We start from the raw sequence: 15,637 nt of genomic DNA, 5'->3' as shown, positions 1-15,637 counted from the left end.
GTAAGGAAGGGCAGTCATGCCGAAGAACAAGACCCACTCGGGCGCCAAGAAGCGCTTCAAGCTCACCGGCACCGGCAAGGTGAAGCACGCGCACGCCATGAACGTGCACAAGTTCGAGGAGAAGACGTCGTCGCGCAAGCGTCGTGTCGCCATCCCCGCAATCCTGTCGGATTCGGACTCGAAGAAGATCAAGAAGCTGCTGGGCAAGTAAGCGCCCGAGAATCAAGGAGTAGAACATGGCACGCGTCAAGCGGGCGGTCAACGCCCAGAAGAAGCGCCGCAGTACCCTCGAGAGGGCCCAGGGATACCGGGGTCAGCGCTCGCGCCTTTACCGTAAGGCGAAGGAGCAGGTCACCCACTCGATGGTCTACAGCTACAACGACCGTCGCAAGCGCAAGGGCGACTTCCGCAAGCTGTGGATCCAGCGCATCAACGCCGCGGCTCGCGCCAACGGCATGACCTACAACCGCCTCATCCAGGGCCTCAAGGCCGCTGGCGTCGAGGTGGACCGCCGCATGCTCGCTGAGCTCGCGGTGCACGACGGAGCCGCGTTCGCCGTTCTCGTGGAGACCGCCAAGAAGGCGCTCCCCGAGGACGTGAACGCGCCCGCCGCGTAAGCGCACGTCGCATGACAGGACGCCCCGTCGGCCCCGACGACCTGACCCTGACGCTCGAGAATCCTCGAGCGGAGCGGGTCAAGAAGGTCGCCGCGCTGGCGGGGCGTTCTGCGCGTTCCCGCGCCGGAGTGCTGCTGGTCGAGGGGCCGCAGTCCGTGCGCGAGGTGGTGCGCTTCGCGCCCGAACGCGTTCGTGATCTCTACGTGAGCGCCGATGCGCTCGAGCGCCACCGCGACATCGTCGCCGCCGCGCTTGCCGCGGAGCGGTGGGTCCACGTGGGCACGGAGGCCGTCCTCCACGCGATGAGCGGTGATGCCCAGGGGATCCTGGCCGTGGTCGACGAGACGGGCGTCGCACTCGACGACGTGCTCGTCCAGGGCCCCCGCCTGATCGCCGTGCTCGGCAACGTCCGCGACCCCGGCAACGCCGGCGCGGCGATCCGCGCCGCCGATGCCGCCGGCGCCGACGCCGTGATCCTCGCCGGAGAGTGCGTGGACCCGTCGAACCCCAAGGTGGTCCGCAGCGCCGCCGGGAGCCTCTTCCACCTCCCCGTGGTGCGCGCGCTGCCGCTGCTCGACGCGATCGTCGAACTGCAGGACGCGGGCCTCCGCGTGCTCGCGGCGGACGGCGCCGGCACTGTCACGCTCGGTGGCCCGGGCGCCGATGCCGAGGCGCTGGCGGCTCCCACCGCGTGGGTGCTGGGCAACGAGGCGTGGGGCCTGTCTGCGGACGAGCGCGACCTCGCTGATGAGGTGGTGCGCATCCCCATCTACGGCCGCGCGGAGAGCCTCAACCTGGCCACCGCAGCCTCCGTGTGCCTGTACGCCTCCGCCGCGGCGCATCGCCAATCGTGACCAAACGCACACCGGGGGACACGAGCAAGTCTCCTACTCTTCCGTAGCCTGAAGGAATGCTTCGACGGCCCAAGGACGTGCCCCTCACGCGTTCGCGCGCGTACATGTTCGCCTTCGGGCTCATCGTCGCCATCATCGTGCTGCAGATGGTCACGACGGTGACCGCTGCCATCATCGCGGGCCGGCAGTTCGAGCGCGTGGAGATCGACACGTTCGAGTACGTCGGCGAGCTCACCGCCGAGCGGGTGGCGCGCTTCGCCGAGGGGGCTCAGGAGGTCGCCGAGGGCACCGCGAGCGAGATCGAGACCCTTGGCGCCGATGTCGATCGCGCAACGCTGGAGTTCTCGCTGTACCAACGGCTCGTGAGAGAGCCATCAGTCCGGGCCGTCTACGCCGGATGGGTCGACGGCGAGTACATGGTGCTGCGACGCGAGGGAGACCTCTTCCGTTCGCAGCGTGGTGGCGGCGATCTGGGGCCGGAGATGACCACCCGGATCTACGACGGCTCCTTCGCCCTGCTGTCGAGTCAGACGATCGCCACGGAGTACGATCCCCGCACTCGGCCCTGGTACGTGACGGGCGCGACTGCTCCCCGGACCCGCTGGAGCCTGCCGTTCATCGACTACTTCAGCGGCGAGACCCTGGTCTCCGCGGCGCGCGCTGCTCGCGAGTCGGATGCGGTCACCGCAGTGGTGGGAGCGGACCTCGACCTCGACGGACTGTCGGTGGTGCTCGACGGGCTCCCGTACGGCGACGGTGCCGAGGCGTTCGTGCTCACTCAGCAGTTGCAGGTCATCGGAGCGCCGCGCGCGTATCGCGAGCAGATCGCCGATGTCGTCGAGACCAAGGGCACCGTGGCGCGCGCGCCGGATATCGGGCTCGGGATCGACCCAGTGCTCGTCGCCCCTGGCTCCGCCAGGTTCAGCCGTGTTCTCGACCAGATCGTGCTCGATCGGTCCTTCCCCACGGACGAGACCCTGCCGTGGCGGCTGCACATCCGCGCATCGGACGACGAGCTGTCGGCAGGGCTGGGGGCTCTCGGCACGATCGTGCTGTGGAGCACCGGGCTGTCACTCGCGATCGTGCTGATCGCCGCCGGTGTGGTGTGGAGGGTGAGGCGCCCGCTCGCCAGAATGCGCGAGCGCGCCATGACGGACTCGCTTACGGGCCTGTTGAACCGTCGAGAGTTCTTCCGCCGCGGCCAGCTGGTCTCCGAACGTGCTGTCGAACGAGGCGATGTCGTGATGGTCGCGGTGCTGGACCTCGACGAGTTCAAGGGCCTCAACGACGTGCACGGCCACGGTGTCGGGGACCAGGCACTCGCCGCCGTCGCGGTTGGTCTCACCGCGGCCGCCCGCGCGGGCGACCTCGCGGCCCGCACGGGCGGAGACGAGTTCGTGATGCTTCACGTCCTCCGCGAGGGCGACGACGCGCTGCGCGTGGCTCAGCGGGTGCGCGACGCGGTCGAGCATGAGATCCACACTCGCGTCGACGGCGCGGACGGCGTGGGCGTGACCGCCGGCTACACCACGAGTGGGACGGACGTGGCCGACGTCGAGCTGTTGGTGGCCTACGCAGACAGCGCACTGGTGGAGGGCAAGCGCACCCGGAAGGGCCGCGTGTACGCGGCCACGGAGTCCGGAGCAGAGGGGGAGAGGCGGCGTCGCGCGCAGGGCGACGAGGACGGCGCGGGTCCCGCGCGTCCCCTGTCGTGATCCCCTCGGTGCCGCTTCTGTGCGTCGCGCAGACGGGAATGACACGCGGATGTGCCACAAATCACAGGAAGTCCTCGTAAAAGGACCCATCAGTTCTCTAGAGTCAGCCCTGTGTCTTCACGTACCCGCGTTCCGCGCCATCTTGGCGCGCGCGGCTACACCGTTGCCTCGGGGCTCATCGTGGGCGTGGTGCTGATCCAGCTCACCGCGATCGTGGTGGCTGCCGGATTCGCCGGTCGGCAGGTCGACGAGGCTGCGGGCGACACGTACCGCTACGTGGGCGACCTCACCGCCGCACGCGTCGCGCACTATGCCGACTCCGGCCGCGACCTCGTGGACGACACGGCGCTGTTCCTGACGTACGCGAGCGACCTCGATCGCGAGGACCTGACGGCCTCGATGGTGGCTCGGCTCGACCGAGCGGACAGCGTGCGGACCCTTTACGTGGGATGGGAGGACGGCCGATTCCTCGCGGTCAGCCGCACCGAGGACGGCTACCGGTCGCAGTGGATCGACCAGGAGAGCGCGCTCGAGGTGGTGACGCGCTACGACGCTGGGATGGCGCTCATCGAACAATCGTCCTCGGCCAGCGACTACGACCCCCGCAACCGCCCCTGGTACGTCACGGCGACGTCCGCCAGCGCCGGCGCGTGGACCCAGCCGTACCTGGACTACGGGAAGCCCACCACGCTCGTGTCTCCCGTCGCCGCCGTGCGCACGGAGGGGGCGACGATGGGCGTGGTCGCTGCGGACCTGGACCTGCCGGCGCTGCGGTCCATCCTCGATGATCTCCCCTACGGCGCGGGCGCCGAGGCCTTCGTGCTGTCGCCCGGCCTCGAGGTGATCGGGGCGCCCTCGCGCTACACCGAACGTCTCCAGTCGCTCGCGGCGGAGTCCGGCGGCGTGCCGACGGCCGCCGACCTCGGCATCGAGGTGGGCTCCGTGGCGCTCGATGTCGGCGAATCGATCTTCACGCGGTCCGACAGCATGATGGTGCTGGATCAGTCCCTGCCCGCGAGCGCATCGCTGGAGTGGCGTATCCATCTCACCGCCGAGACGTCGCAGCTCTCTGCGGGTCTCAGTCGCGTGGGATCCGCCCTGTGGTGGGTGTCCGGACTCTCGCTCCTGCTCAGCGCCATCGCTGCCATCGTCGCGTGGAACGTCAACCACTCGATGAGGCGGATGCGCGTGCGCGCCAGCACGGACCAGCTCACCGGGCTCGCCAACCGTCACGAATACGAGCGCGCTGGCCGCAGCATGCTGCTGCAGTCGGCCATCCGGGGCGATCGCGTGCTCGCCGTCGTGCTCGACCTCGACGGCTTCAAAGGCATCAATGATGCGTTGGGTCATGACGTGGGCGACGCAGCGCTCGCGGCGACGGGCGAGGCCATCAAGTCCTGCGTGCGCGCCGACGACGTGGCAGCGCGCCTGGGTGGCGACGAGTTCGTCGTGCTCCAGCGGCTGGGGCCTCGCGACGATCCCCACGCGATCGTGGAGCGACTGCGCGAGACCGTCGCACGGGAGCTCGCGTGGCTTCCCGCGGAGGGCGTGAGCTCGGGCGTGACCGTCGGCTACGCGTTGAGCCGGCCCGGCATGGACCTCAAGGGAATGGTCGCGCGCGCGGATGCCGCGCTGGTGGAGGGCAAGCGCAGCGCGAAGGGGACCGTGCACCGGGGTTGAACCGGCAAGGTGGCTGAACGCGCATCGGCGGCACGCTGCTCGTGCCTCAGGGTTCACATGCCTGACATGCGTGCACTGGTACCCTCGCGCCAGACACCTGAAGGAGCATCATGAGCAACGGCAAGGCCCAGATCAATGATTCTGTGGCGCTGGACATCCCGGGCGCGCGCGGCAACGTCACCGTGACCGGCGCGGACCGCATCTTCTACAAAGTGCTGATCGACGGCGAGCCCCTCAAGCGCAGTCGCGGTGGCTGGGAGATCCCGCTGCGCAACGGCGACGCGATCAAGGTGCAGGCCCGGGGATTCATCCCCGGCTTCCAGACGCTCTACACCGGTGACCGCGAGCTGCTGCGCATGGGCGGCCACGTGGGGCTCGCGGAGCGCATGGCCATGTTCCTGCCGCTGCTGCTCGTGATCTTCCTGTTTCCTGGCCTGGTGCTGGGGCTCATCCTGTTCTTCATGAACGTGATGGCGGTCAAGAACCCGCTGATGCCCAAGGCCGCGCGCATCGGCCTGCCGATCGCGAACACGATCGCGGGCGCGTTCATCCTGCTGCTGCTGCCTTCCGTCGTCAGCTAGTCGACGGGGCCGTCAGCGCCGTCGCTGTCGATCACGGTGCCGTCGGTGACGGCGTCGGAGGCGTTGAGGTCCACGGGCTCTCCCTCGACCAGCGCGACCAGCGCAGCGATGTCCGCCTCGAGAGCGCGCTGGACGTTGGCGCGGAACTCCAGCTCCAGGTCGGCGGCGCGCGGGCCCTCGAGCCATGCGCGCAGCTCCACGCGGGAGCCGCCGTCGTGGGGCCGCGCCTCGTGGTGCACCGTGAGCTCGGCTCCGTCCAGCTCTGTGGTGTCGGCGTAGACGTAGGGGCGCTCGAACGCGGTGACGCGGAACGGCAGCGGCTCGCCGGCCTTGGACTTGAGCTTGCCGCGTGCGCCGATCGCCACGGGCTCGTCGAGCTGGAACCACTCCATGCTCTCCGCCCACTCGGGGTGTGTCTCGAGCTCGATCCAGCGCTCGAAGAAGGCCTCGGGGGGCGCGGAGGAGCTGACGACTACGTATCCGACGTCGATCATGCTCCCCACGCTAACCCAGCCGCCTCATCCACGGCTCCCACGGCTTGTAGGAACGTCACGACTCATTCTCGGCGCCGCGTGCTTCCTGTAGGAACGCCAGGACTCATCCGGAGTGCCGCCGATGCACGGGCTGGGTCCATCCGCACGCTCAGGGATACAGTGGTCACCATGAGCACGAGCGAGCGCACCGCCATCGCGGTCGATGCACGCCCGCCACGGGAGCCGGAGGCGCCAAAGCGCCCCGCACCTTCGCCGTTTATGTAGGCCCAGGGAGAACCCCTGGGCCGCGCCGCGCGGGCCCCACCACGCGCATCGGCCGCATGCAGGCGCGCCGGTAGACTTCCCGACGGAACCCCACCAATCCCTTGGAATGGCACTCATGACTGACCTGTCTCCCCTCGACGCCGCCGGCGTCGACGCGGCCGTTGCCGACGCGCTGAGCGCGATCGCCGCCGCCTCAACCCTCGATGAACTCAAGGAGGCACGGCTCGCCCACACGGGCGACAAGGCCGCGCTGAGCCTCGCGAACCGCGGCATCAAGGACCTGGAGCCCGCGGACAAGGCCACGGCCGGCAAGACCATGGGCCAGGCGCGCGGCCGCGTGCAGCAGGCCATCGCGCAGCGCCAGGAGGAGCTCGAGGCCGAGCGCGACGCACGCGTGCTGGTCGAGGAGACCGTGGACGTCACGCTCCCCGTCAACCGCGCGCTGACCGGCGCACGCCACCCCCTGGAGACCATGCAGGAGCGCATGTGCGACACGTTCGTCGCGATGGGCTGGGAGGTGGCCGAGGGGCCGGAGATGGAGGCGGAGTGGTTCAACTTCGACGCTCTCAACTTCGACCCGGACCACCCGGCGCGCGAGATGCAGGACACGTTCTTCATCGACCCGCCCGAATCCGGCCTGCTGCTGCGCACCCACACGTCGCCCGTCCAGGTGCGCGCCGCCCTCGAGCGCCGCGACGCCCTGGTGAATGAGGGCCGCGGCATCTTCGTGGTGTGCCCGGGCAAGACGTTCCGCACCGACGAGCTGGACGCCACCCACACTCCCGTGTTCCACCAGATCGAGGGCCTCGCGGTGGACAAGGGCCTCACGATGGCTCACCTCAAGGGCACACTCGACGCGTTCGCAAGGAGCCTGTTCGGGCCCGATGCGGTCACGCGCCTGCGGCCCAGCTTCTTCCCCTTCACGGAGCCGAGTGCGGAGATGGATCTGCGCTGCTTCGTGTGCGGAGGCGGCGACCCCAACTGCCGCACGTGCTCCGGCACCGGCTGGATCGAGTGGGGCGGCTGCGGCATGACGCACCCCAACGTGCTCATCGCAGCCGGGATCGACCCCGAGGAGTACACGGCGTTCGCGTTCGGCATGGGGATCGAGCGCACCCTGATGTTCCGCCACGGGGTCAAGGACATGCGCGACATGGTCGAGGGCGATGTGCGCTTCTCACAGCAGTTCGGGATGGAGTTGTAATGCCCAAGATTCCGCTCAATTGGCTCGCGGAGTCCGTGGACCTCGCCTCCGGACACACCGCCGAGGATGTGGCCGCCGCGCTCGCGAAGGTGGGTCTCGAGGAGGAGGGCATCGAGGGCGGTGGCGTCAGCGGTCCGCTCGTTGTTGGCCGCGTGATCTCGATGACCCCCGAGGTCGCCTCCAACGGCAAGACCATCAACTACTGCCGCGTGGATGTCGGGGAGCACAACGACCCCGCCGGGCCCGGCCACAAGCCCGACAACAAGGACGAGTACCCCGAGTCCAAGGGGATCGTCTGCGGTGCGCACAACTTCGCCGAGGGCGACTTCGTGGTGTGCATCCTGCCCGGCGGCGTGCTGCCCGGGCCGTTCCCCATCGGCGGGCGCAAGACGTACGGGCACTGGTCCGACGGCATGATCTGCTCGGCCAAGGAGCTGGGCCTGGGCGACGAGTCGGGCGGCATCGTGGTGCTCGCTTCGCCGTCGGGCGCCTCGGAGGTCACCTTGCCCGGCGTCGTGGCCGACGAGGACCTGGTCCCCGGTACGGACGCGATCCCGCTGCTGGGCCTCGACGAGCAGGTGCTCGAGATCAACGTCACGCCCGACCGCGGCTACAGCTTCTCCGTGCGCGGAGTCGCGCGTGAGTACAGCCACGCGACCGGGCAGCCGTTCTCCGACCCTGCGGCCATCGAGGTCACGGGATCGCGAGTGGCTGATGCGTTCACCAGCCCGGCCTTCGCCGTCGCCATCGAGGACAAGGCGCCCGTGCGCGGCACGGTGGGCTGCGACCGGTTCGCGGCGCGCGTGCTGCGCGGCTTCAACCCCGCAGCGGCGAGCCCGTCGTGGATGAAGCGCCGCCTGGAACAGTCGGGCATGCGCTCGATCTCGCTTGCGGTGGACGTCACCAACTACGTGATGCTCGAGCTGGGCCAGCCCCTGCACGCTTACGACCTCGACAAGGTCGTGGAGCCCATCGTGGTGCGCCGCGCGGTCAAGGGCGAACCTCTCCGGACGCTGGACGACGTGGAGCGCAAGCTCGACCCGGAGGACCTGCTCATCACGGACTCGGCCGGCGGCGAGGGCTTCCGGCCGATCGGCCTGGCCGGCGTCATGGGCGGTGCGCTGACGGAGGTGTCGGCGTCGACCGTCGACATTCTGCTCGAGGGCGCGCACTTCGACCCCATCACGGTCGCGCGCACTGCCCGGCGTCACAAGCTGGGGTCGGAGGCGTCGCGCCGCTTCGAGCGCGGCGTCGACACCACTCTCGCGCCCATTGCGGTGGAGCGCGCGCTGCGGCTCATGCAGGAGTTCGGCGGCGGCCAGCTGGACGAGCTCTGGACCGACCTGGACGTGACGGTCGCCCCCCTGCCGATCGCGATGGACGCGGGCTTCCCCTCGCGCATCGTGGGAGTCGAGTACACGGCCGATGCGGTCGTCGAGGCGCTCGAGACAGTGGGCTGTGCGGTGGAGCGAGACGGTGACCAGCTGTCGGTGACGCCGCCCACCTGGCGGCCTGATCTTGAGCTGCCCATCAACCTGGTCGAGGAGGTCGCGCGCCTGCAGGGCTACGACGACCTGCCGTCGGTGCTGCCGGTCGCGCCCCCCGGGCGCGGCTACACCCACGGCCAGCGCCTGCGCCGCTCGATCGCGCGGACGCTTGCGGAGTCGGGACTGACCGAGGTGCTGACGTACCCGTTCATGTCGGAGACGCGTCTGGACGAGATGCGCGTGCCGGAGGGCGACATCCGTCGCGACTCGGTGCGCCTGGCGAACCCGCTGAGCGCGGAGTACCCGCTGCTGCGCACCACGCTGATGGCCACCCTGGTGGACTCCGTCAAGGTGAACCTGGCGCGTGGCGCTCAGGACGTGGCCGTCTACGAGCTGGGCCGCGCCTACCGCGCCTCGCGTATGTCGGAGATCCCCCAGGGCTTCAGCGGCGACGCGATCACGCCCGACGACGTCTTGGCTTTGGACGCGGCGCTGGGCGAGCAGCCCAGGCGCGCGGCGGGGATCATGACGGGCAACCGGGTGCGTGCGGGCTGGAACGGTCACGCGACGGCCTGGGACTGGACCGATGCGCTGGCCGCGGTCGAGCGGATCATTGGCGTCGCCGGTGTCGAGGTGCGCGTGGTCGCCGATGCGGTCGAGCCTTGGCACCCTGGCCGATGCGCCACGTTCTACTTGGGCGACGACCTGCTCGGAGTAGCGGGGGAGATGCACCCCAAGGTGCTCGAAACGCTGGGCCTCCCGCCCCGCACGGTGGCGTTCGAGATCGTGCTCGACCCGCTGATCGAGGCGACCGAGGGCGCGATCTACGCCGCCGAGGCCGTGTCGCAGCAGGTTCTCGCGAAGGAGGACTTCGCGTTCGTGGTGGCCGATGACGTGGCTGCGGGTGACCTGGTGCGCGCGGTGCGCGACGCCGGGGGAGACCTCGTCGAGTCGGCGCGCGTCTTCGACGTCTACACCGGCGAGCAGGTGGGCGACGGCAAGAAGTCGCTGGCTGTGAACGTCGTCATGCGTGCCGCCGACCACACCCTGAGCGCTGACGAGGTGCTGGGCGTGCGCGAGGCGATCATCGCGGCGGCGGAGAAGGAGTTCCTTGCGGTGCTGCGGTGAACTGAGCGCGCTGTACAAAGTGTCACCGGCGTTGAGTCTGCTAGATCAGTAACCCGACCGCGCAAGAACGCCTGCGGAGGTGCGTTTGTGTGCCGACTGGCTGAAGTGTGCATCACGCCGTCAGCCCCTTACTGCAGTATGGTGACATTCAAGTTTGCGCGGGCACCAAGGAGGAGTGTTGACTACACCGGCCTTGACGTTCAGCGAGTACGCTGTCGCTTTGGAGTCAGGCGAGGGCTTGCCATATCAGATCGGCAAGGTGCTCGGCGTGGATCCGACGCCGTACCAGGTGCTCCGACATCTCGTACCCGAGTCCGAACGCAGAGACCGCGGTACGTTCTTCACTAGTAGCGCGATGGCAATCAACCTCTGGTCGGGAGCGATCGAGACCCTGGACGCCGGCTCCGTTGTCGTCGATCCGACGTGCGGTGCTGGTGACTTGCTAGTTCCAGCGATCAACCGGATAGTTCATGATGACATCTCTGACGTGGTCATTCGCGTCCGCGACATCGATGAGGACCTGACTCGCATCGCAACGGCACGGCTGCGGCGAGCCGGCAACTCTACTTCTACTGTTGTCGACAGCGCTGCTTGCGACTTCCTGGAAGACATTTCGGCGCTCCGCGACGCTACCCATGTTGTACTGAACCCCCCCTTCATCCCTATGGTTGTAGCCGAAAGTTGGGCCTCGGGCCGTGTAAACGCTGCCGGCGTGTTCACGCTCCGGGCACTGTCGGCGATGCGGCCCGGCGCTCGTCTTCTGGCGGTGCTGCCCGACGTCCTGCGCTCCGGAAGTCGCTACGCCGCTTGGCGCAGTCATGTGGAGCAATTAGGGCAGATCAACCGCCTTGAAGTGCTCGAAGTGTTCGACGAACACACTGACGTTCACGTGTTCTTGCTGGACGTTACTGTTGGCGAGAGTGAACACCAGGCCACGTGGCAGTGTGATGTGCAGCAGGGTCAGACCTTGGGCGATCATGCAGAGGTTCGCGTTGGACCCGTAGTTCCACATCGTGACGCCGAGTCGGGGCCGCTCTGCACCTACGTCACTGCACGCGCGCTAACGGCCGGCGTGACCCTCAAGCGGAGATTCGAGGGTCGCAAGGAGCGCGGCCCTCTGGTTCTTGTGAACCGAACCACGCGGCCTGGGGATCCGAAGCGACTGCGCGCACGTCTCTGGTCGGGCGCCGAAGAGCTGGCGGTTGAGAACCATCTATTGGTAGTGGTCCCGAAGGCGGGGACCACTTGTGATGACCTGCTGGCAGTCCTGGAAGGTCACCGCGCCGCGCAGTTCCTTGACGAGCGCATTCGCTGTCGCCACCTGACAGTCGCATCATTGAAGGAGATTCCGTGGAGCACCTAGGCGATAGCGCTAGGGGCGCGCGTATCCGGTTTGCCCCGAGTATCCTGCGTCGTCTAGGCGAAGAACTGAACCCCAGTATCGATCAGGGTCTCATCGAGCTGGTCAAGAACTCTTACGATGCTGACGCCACGGAATGCCATGTCTGGCTCGATGGCGACGGCGCACCCGGGACAGTCATCATCGAAGACAACGGCGCCGGCATGGATGCAGATCAAATCCGCTCGGGCTGGCTAGTACTCGGTGAGTCGTCCAAGGTCACTGCCAGCGCCACGAGCAGGCTGGGCCGAACTCCTGCGGGAAACAAAGGGCTGGGACGTCTCGCCGCACTTCGTCTAGGTCATGAAGCACACATGTACTCCCGTCCGGGAGACGGCGCCTTGTACGAGGTGGCCCTAGATTGGGATCAATTTGACGCCGCGCAAACAGTCGACGAGGTTGAAGTCGATATTACTCGCCGCGAGCTTGTATCAGCCGGCTCGGGGACGAGAATTGAGTTGCGCCGGCTACGGAGCGGTATAGGACGCGTGGCTGCGCGAAACCTTGCCCGAGCGCTGGTTCTGCTGGCAGACCCGTTTGCTGATCAGCCGGACGGCTTTACTCCCGTGTTGCACTCCACTGAGTTCGCAGATCTCGCCGAACAGGTGAAGAAGCGATACTTCGACCACGCCGAGTTTCACCTTCGCGCCAAGCTTACGGACGGAATCGCCTCGGCGGAGGTCTCCGACTGGCGTGGGAACGTCCTCTGGACTTCTGGCAAGGACCCCATTGTTCAGAAGGGCGCTTCAACCTATGCCGCGCCAGACGCAGCCCTGGATATTTGGGTATTCATACTAGATCAGAGCAAGTTTGTCGGAAGGAATGTCAACCTCACGGCGATACGCGAGTGGCTCGCGAACTTCGGCGGGATCCACGTATACACGAACGGTCTCCGGGTTGCCCCCTACGGGAACCCGGGGAATGATTGGCTTGACATCAATCTGAGACGTGCTCAGAGCCCCGAGAACCGTCCGAGCACGAATACTTCAATCGGTCGCCTACGGGTAGTCGATACTGAGGGAGTACTCGTTCAGAAGACCGACCGCTCAGGCTTCATCGAGACACCCGCGTTCAGCGAGCTCTCGAGGTTTGCCTCGGATGCCCTCGAGTGGATGGCTCGACGGCGCCAGTCAGTGGCCGAAGCGAGGAGGCAGAAGGATCGGGAGCGAACCAAGAGGTCCGCCGAAACAGGCAGTGACGCTGTCCAGGCCCAGATCGAAGCTGTCGCCGACGAGCCAACAAAACGAGACCTCGCGACTGCATTCAAGAAGTACGACCGAGCGCGTGAGCGAGAGGCTGAAGTGCTTCGGAAGGAGCTTCAGCTGTATCGCACGCTGAGCACCGCGGGGATCACTGCGGCTACCTTTGCCCATGATTCGACGGGAAGTCCGTTGAAGTCAATTAGGATCATCAACAATACCCTAAAAAGCGGTTTGGCTAAGGATCTCCCAGATACCTACGACGCTAAGTATCGCAAGGCGCTCGAGAAGATCGACACCGCCACCGTTGAGCTGGGAGTACTGTCGGCGGCGACACTAGACCTCGTAGGTGAAGATAAACGACGCGTTGGCAGGGTGCTACTCGACCAGGTTGTGCGAAACATCGCTGATGTGTTCCGACCGTTTCTGCGAGGGCGGAGGGTCGACCTTGAGCTGGCATTGTCGCAGGACGGAGACTCGTACCTTCATGGCTCGGAGGCGGCAGTCGAGTCTGTGGTTACGAACCTGGTGAACAACAGCATCTCGGTTTTTGAACGGAGCAATACTTCGCACCGTAGGATTCGAATAGCAACTCGAGTTGTCGATAACGCTTGGGAGTTGCAAGTCTCGGACAATGGCCCCGGTGTCGAGGGGATATCGTTGAAGGACATTTGGTTGCCCGGGCAGACGACACGACCGGGAGGCACTGGCCTAGGGCTCACGATCGTGCGTGATACGGCGATCGACCTGGGCGGCACGACTGAGGCATTGGCGCACGGCGAGCTCGGCGGCGCTACTTTCATCGTCAGGCTTGCGATCCTAGGGAGAGTAGATGTCTGAACAGAGTGAAATTCGCGATATTCTGGTGATCGACGATAATCCCGGAGTGCGAGATAGTTTGGCGTTTCCGATTGAGGCGGCATTGAGGCGTCCGGTGATTCAGACTGAACCGCTTGGCCGCCTAGAGGACTTCCTCAAGGTGCCGCTTCGAGCTGACGCGGCCATTAGCGATTATCAACTGTCGCCTGGCAATTTCGCATTCTTTGACGGCGCAACTCTAGTCGCGAAGTGGTACCAGCAAAAGTTCCCCGCGATCCTATGTACCCAATTCGACAAGGCCAACCTTGCTCAGTTTCGCGTGCTTCGGCGCTGGATACCGGTTCTGATGCCTCCGGGCGAGCTTGATCCCGACACATTGATGCAGGGGCTAGAGTTGGTCCAGCGCGAGTTCTCCGATGACTTTGCTCCGTCCAGACGGCCGTGGCGAGCTCTTGTTCGGTTTGTCGAGTACTCCGAGGAGACGAACACTGCCAATGCTCTCGTTCCCGGCTGGTCGCAGGAGGTTGTCGGGCTGCGTGCATTGGACCTTCCCGAACCGCTTCGTGCCGGGATTAGGGCTGCCCAGGCCAGTGGCGATCAGTATCGGTGTCACGCAGTTGCCAACCTGGGTGCCGAGCACAACGAGGACCTCTACCTCTCGGAGTGGGAGGTCCGATGAAGACGGAGAACGCTGAGCGCGGTCTTGAGTCTTTGGTGATCGACGTCTTGGACGTCGGTCATGGGAGTTGTGTCGTGGTGCGCTCGCAAGACGAGGTAGTCCTCATTGACGCGGGGCCCGGTGGGCAAGTGCTGGAGTATCTCCGTACAGAGGGCATCACGGCGATCGCCTCGGTTGTGGTGTCGCACGCAGATGCCGACCACATCGGAGGCATATCGGCAATTCTGAGCCAAGGTATAGATGTTGGCAAACTCGTCTGGAATGGCGATTCCATGAAGCGGTCCGCCTTGTGGCTTGATTTGGTTTATCAGATTGCCGAGTTGCAAAATGACGGAGTGGTTGTGGCGAGCCAGAACGCTCACGATGATACTCGACTCGAAGTTGGGTCAAGTAAGGTTGTCATCGATTTGCTGGCGCCTGGGCTGATATTGCGTCAGCTCGGAGCGGGCGGCTCGCTCAAGGATGGTCGAGGAATCGAGAGCAATACAGTGAGCGTAGTTGCCCAGATTGTTGTTGACGGTGAGCCGATTCTCCTAGTTCCCGGCGACCTAGATGCTATTGCTTTTGAGTTCTTGTCGAACGGTCCGCACAAGTCGAGGCTGAAGACTAAGTATTTGCTGCTGCCGCACCACGGCGGTCTGCTGGGGACGCCGCGCCAAACTGTGGAAGTCGTGACAGCGCTAATGGATGCTGTTGAGCCGGAGGTCGTTTTTGTGTCAAACGGCCGTGGCAAGTTCCACAATCCTCGAGCGGACGTACTCGACAGCGTCCGCAAGGCGAAGGCGAGAGTCGTCGTAGCTTGCACGCAGTTGTCCCGGGAGTGCGCGGTACTTGAGCTGATGCAAGGGCCTGGCCAGGCTCCCTACTCGGCTGGATGGTCTAGGGGTCACTCGTGTCAGGGTTCAAGTCGGATTTCGTTGGGCAATGGCATCGGAGCGCCTCTCGATCTGTCGCGGCATGCGGAGTTCTTGTCCGCTCAGGTACCCGCAAGCCTCTGTACACGGTAAGGGCCCAAATCCCTCCATTCCGAAGCTCGAGTGCCTAACGGACGCGCGGTCTGGGTGGCGAACGCGCGATCCACATGTGCTGTTCGGTCCGAGGTGCCCTGGTCGGTACGAGCCCTGGCGGGACGGACCTGATCCCGGCTTCCGGTGCCGCGGCTAGCGACGAGAAGCACTCGGCTCGCTGCCCAGCGCGGCTAGCCCGTCTGAGGGTGCAATCTCATGTCCACAGCCGCAACCGTCGAGCAACGGCGACTCCATCGGCAGCGAGGCGAGGGCGCGAGCGCTGACTGTGACCGGGGTGCGATGCTCCGCGCAAGTGCGCGAGCGACCCAGCCGGCCGTTGGCCCTGACCAGCCTGCGTGGCTGATTGCTGCCCACACGCTGTCCGGCGCCGCAGTGGCGGCAGCTCTCTTCGTCGCAGTCATCCGACTTCGTCCCGCACGCCACAGTGTGCCCTCGCCGCCGGGTTGACTGCGGTAGTGCTCGCCGCGATTGTCGCGTCTTGCATCGCTT

General features: G+C 66.2%; 13 protein-coding genes. 12 read left to right on the top strand and 1 reads right to left on the bottom strand.

What is annotated here, in order from left to right; all coding sequences use genetic code 11:
- Nucleotides 1-16 precede the first annotated feature (16 nt).
- From rpmI to AOP72_RS07550, 6 genes are all read left to right on the top strand, one after another.
- Complete coding sequence (rpmI, locus tag AOP72_RS07575; protein WP_062134541.1) at nt 17-211, top strand: 50S ribosomal protein L35; 195 nt, start codon at nt 17-19, stop codon at nt 209-211.
- A gap of 25 nt (nt 212-236) precedes the next feature.
- Nucleotides 237-617: a 50S ribosomal protein L20 gene (gene rplT, locus AOP72_RS07570; RefSeq protein ID WP_062134538.1), complete on the top strand. Its 381-nt coding sequence runs from the start codon at nt 237-239 to the stop codon at nt 615-617.
- An 11-nt stretch (nt 618-628) separates the two neighbouring features.
- The gene (locus AOP72_RS07565) at nt 629-1,471 is read left to right on the top strand and encodes a TrmH family RNA methyltransferase (protein ID WP_062134535.1); all 843 of its coding nucleotides are present in this window, start codon (nt 629-631) and stop codon (nt 1,469-1,471) included.
- Between the two features lie 56 nt (nt 1,472-1,527).
- A complete protein-coding gene (locus AOP72_RS07560) occupies nt 1,528-3,186 on the top strand; it encodes a sensor domain-containing diguanylate cyclase (RefSeq protein ID WP_062134533.1) in 1,659 nt (552 codons plus the stop codon).
- Nucleotides 3,187-3,297: 111 nt separating this feature from the next.
- The gene (locus AOP72_RS07555; RefSeq protein WP_152650296.1) at nt 3,298-4,866 is read left to right on the top strand and encodes a sensor domain-containing diguanylate cyclase; all 1,569 of its coding nucleotides are present in this window, start codon (nt 3,298-3,300) and stop codon (nt 4,864-4,866) included.
- A 110-nt stretch (nt 4,867-4,976) separates the two neighbouring features.
- Nucleotides 4,977-5,447: a hypothetical protein gene (locus AOP72_RS07550; RefSeq protein ID WP_062134526.1), complete on the top strand. Its 471-nt coding sequence runs from the start codon at nt 4,977-4,979 to the stop codon at nt 5,445-5,447.
- Here AOP72_RS07550 and AOP72_RS07545 read toward each other — a convergent pair.
- On the bottom strand, nt 5,444-5,941 hold the full coding sequence (locus AOP72_RS07545; protein ID WP_062134525.1) for an SRPBCC family protein: 498 nt from the start codon (nt 5,939-5,941) through the stop codon (nt 5,444-5,446). The two genes, AOP72_RS07550 and AOP72_RS07545, sit on opposite strands and share 4 nt — an antisense overlap.
- Before the next feature lie 379 nt (nt 5,942-6,320).
- Here AOP72_RS07545 and pheS point away from each other — a divergent pair, with 379 nt between their 5' ends.
- The 6 genes from pheS (at nt 6,321) to AOP72_RS07515 (ending at nt 15,127) form a co-directional block, all read left to right on the top strand.
- Nucleotides 6,321-7,409, top strand: coding sequence for a phenylalanine--tRNA ligase subunit alpha (pheS, locus tag AOP72_RS07540; protein WP_084631896.1), 1,089 nt, complete (start codon nt 6,321-6,323; stop codon nt 7,407-7,409).
- Nucleotides 7,409-10,024 (top strand): phenylalanine--tRNA ligase subunit beta, encoded by a 2,616-nt coding sequence (gene pheT, locus AOP72_RS07535; RefSeq protein ID WP_062134519.1) that lies wholly within the window; start codon nt 7,409-7,411, stop codon nt 10,022-10,024. Before pheS ends, pheT begins: the two co-directional genes overlap by 1 nt.
- Nucleotides 10,025-10,202: 178 nt before the next feature.
- Nucleotides 10,203-11,387, top strand: a complete 1,185-nt coding sequence (locus AOP72_RS07530) for a DNA methyltransferase family protein (protein ID WP_152650295.1) — start codon at nt 10,203-10,205, stop codon at nt 11,385-11,387.
- Nucleotides 11,375-13,462 (top strand): sensor histidine kinase, encoded by a 2,088-nt coding sequence (locus tag AOP72_RS07525; RefSeq protein ID WP_084631502.1) that lies wholly within the window; start codon nt 11,375-11,377, stop codon nt 13,460-13,462. Before AOP72_RS07530 ends, AOP72_RS07525 begins: the two co-directional genes overlap by 13 nt.
- Complete coding sequence (locus tag AOP72_RS07520) at nt 13,455-14,120, top strand: hypothetical protein (protein WP_152650294.1); 666 nt, start codon at nt 13,455-13,457, stop codon at nt 14,118-14,120. Before AOP72_RS07525 ends, AOP72_RS07520 begins: the two co-directional genes overlap by 8 nt.
- Complete coding sequence (locus AOP72_RS07515) at nt 14,117-15,127, top strand: ComEC/Rec2 family competence protein (protein WP_062134506.1); 1,011 nt, start codon at nt 14,117-14,119, stop codon at nt 15,125-15,127. The genes AOP72_RS07520 and AOP72_RS07515 overlap by 4 nt, the downstream gene beginning before the upstream one ends.
- Nucleotides 15,128-15,637: the final 510 nt, after the last annotated feature.

Source organism: Demequina aestuarii (assembly GCF_000975095.1).
Taxonomy (GTDB): Bacteria; Actinomycetota; Actinomycetes; order Actinomycetales; family Demequinaceae; genus Demequina; species Demequina aestuarii.
Note: the sequence above shows the minus strand (reverse complement) of the source record. Positions and strands in the feature narration are given on the sequence as shown.

Bases quoted from the DNA above. Each gene is read 5' to 3' on its own strand.
- rplT (WP_062134538.1), top strand. From the start codon at position 237: ATGGCACGCGTCAAGCGGGCGGTCAACGCCCAGAAGAAGCGCCGCAGT.
- AOP72_RS07520 (WP_152650294.1), top strand. From the start codon at position 13,455: ATGTCTGAACAGAGTGAAATTCGCGATATTCTGGTGATCGACGATAAT.
- AOP72_RS07550 (WP_062134526.1), top strand. From the start codon at position 4,977: ATGAGCAACGGCAAGGCCCAGATCAATGATTCTGTGGCGCTGGACATC.
- AOP72_RS07545 (WP_062134525.1), bottom strand. From the start codon at position 5,941: ATGATCGACGTCGGATACGTAGTCGTCAGCTCCTCCGCGCCCCCCGAG.
- AOP72_RS07560 (WP_062134533.1), top strand. From the start codon at position 1,528: ATGCTTCGACGGCCCAAGGACGTGCCCCTCACGCGTTCGCGCGCGTAC.
- AOP72_RS07515 (WP_062134506.1), top strand. From the start codon at position 14,117: ATGAAGACGGAGAACGCTGAGCGCGGTCTTGAGTCTTTGGTGATCGAC.
- rpmI (WP_062134541.1), top strand. From the start codon at position 17: ATGCCGAAGAACAAGACCCACTCGGGCGCCAAGAAGCGCTTCAAGCTC.
- AOP72_RS07565 (WP_062134535.1), top strand. From the start codon at position 629: ATGACAGGACGCCCCGTCGGCCCCGACGACCTGACCCTGACGCTCGAG.
- pheT (WP_062134519.1), top strand. From the start codon at position 7,409: ATGCCCAAGATTCCGCTCAATTGGCTCGCGGAGTCCGTGGACCTCGCC.
- pheS (WP_084631896.1), top strand. From the start codon at position 6,321: ATGACTGACCTGTCTCCCCTCGACGCCGCCGGCGTCGACGCGGCCGTT.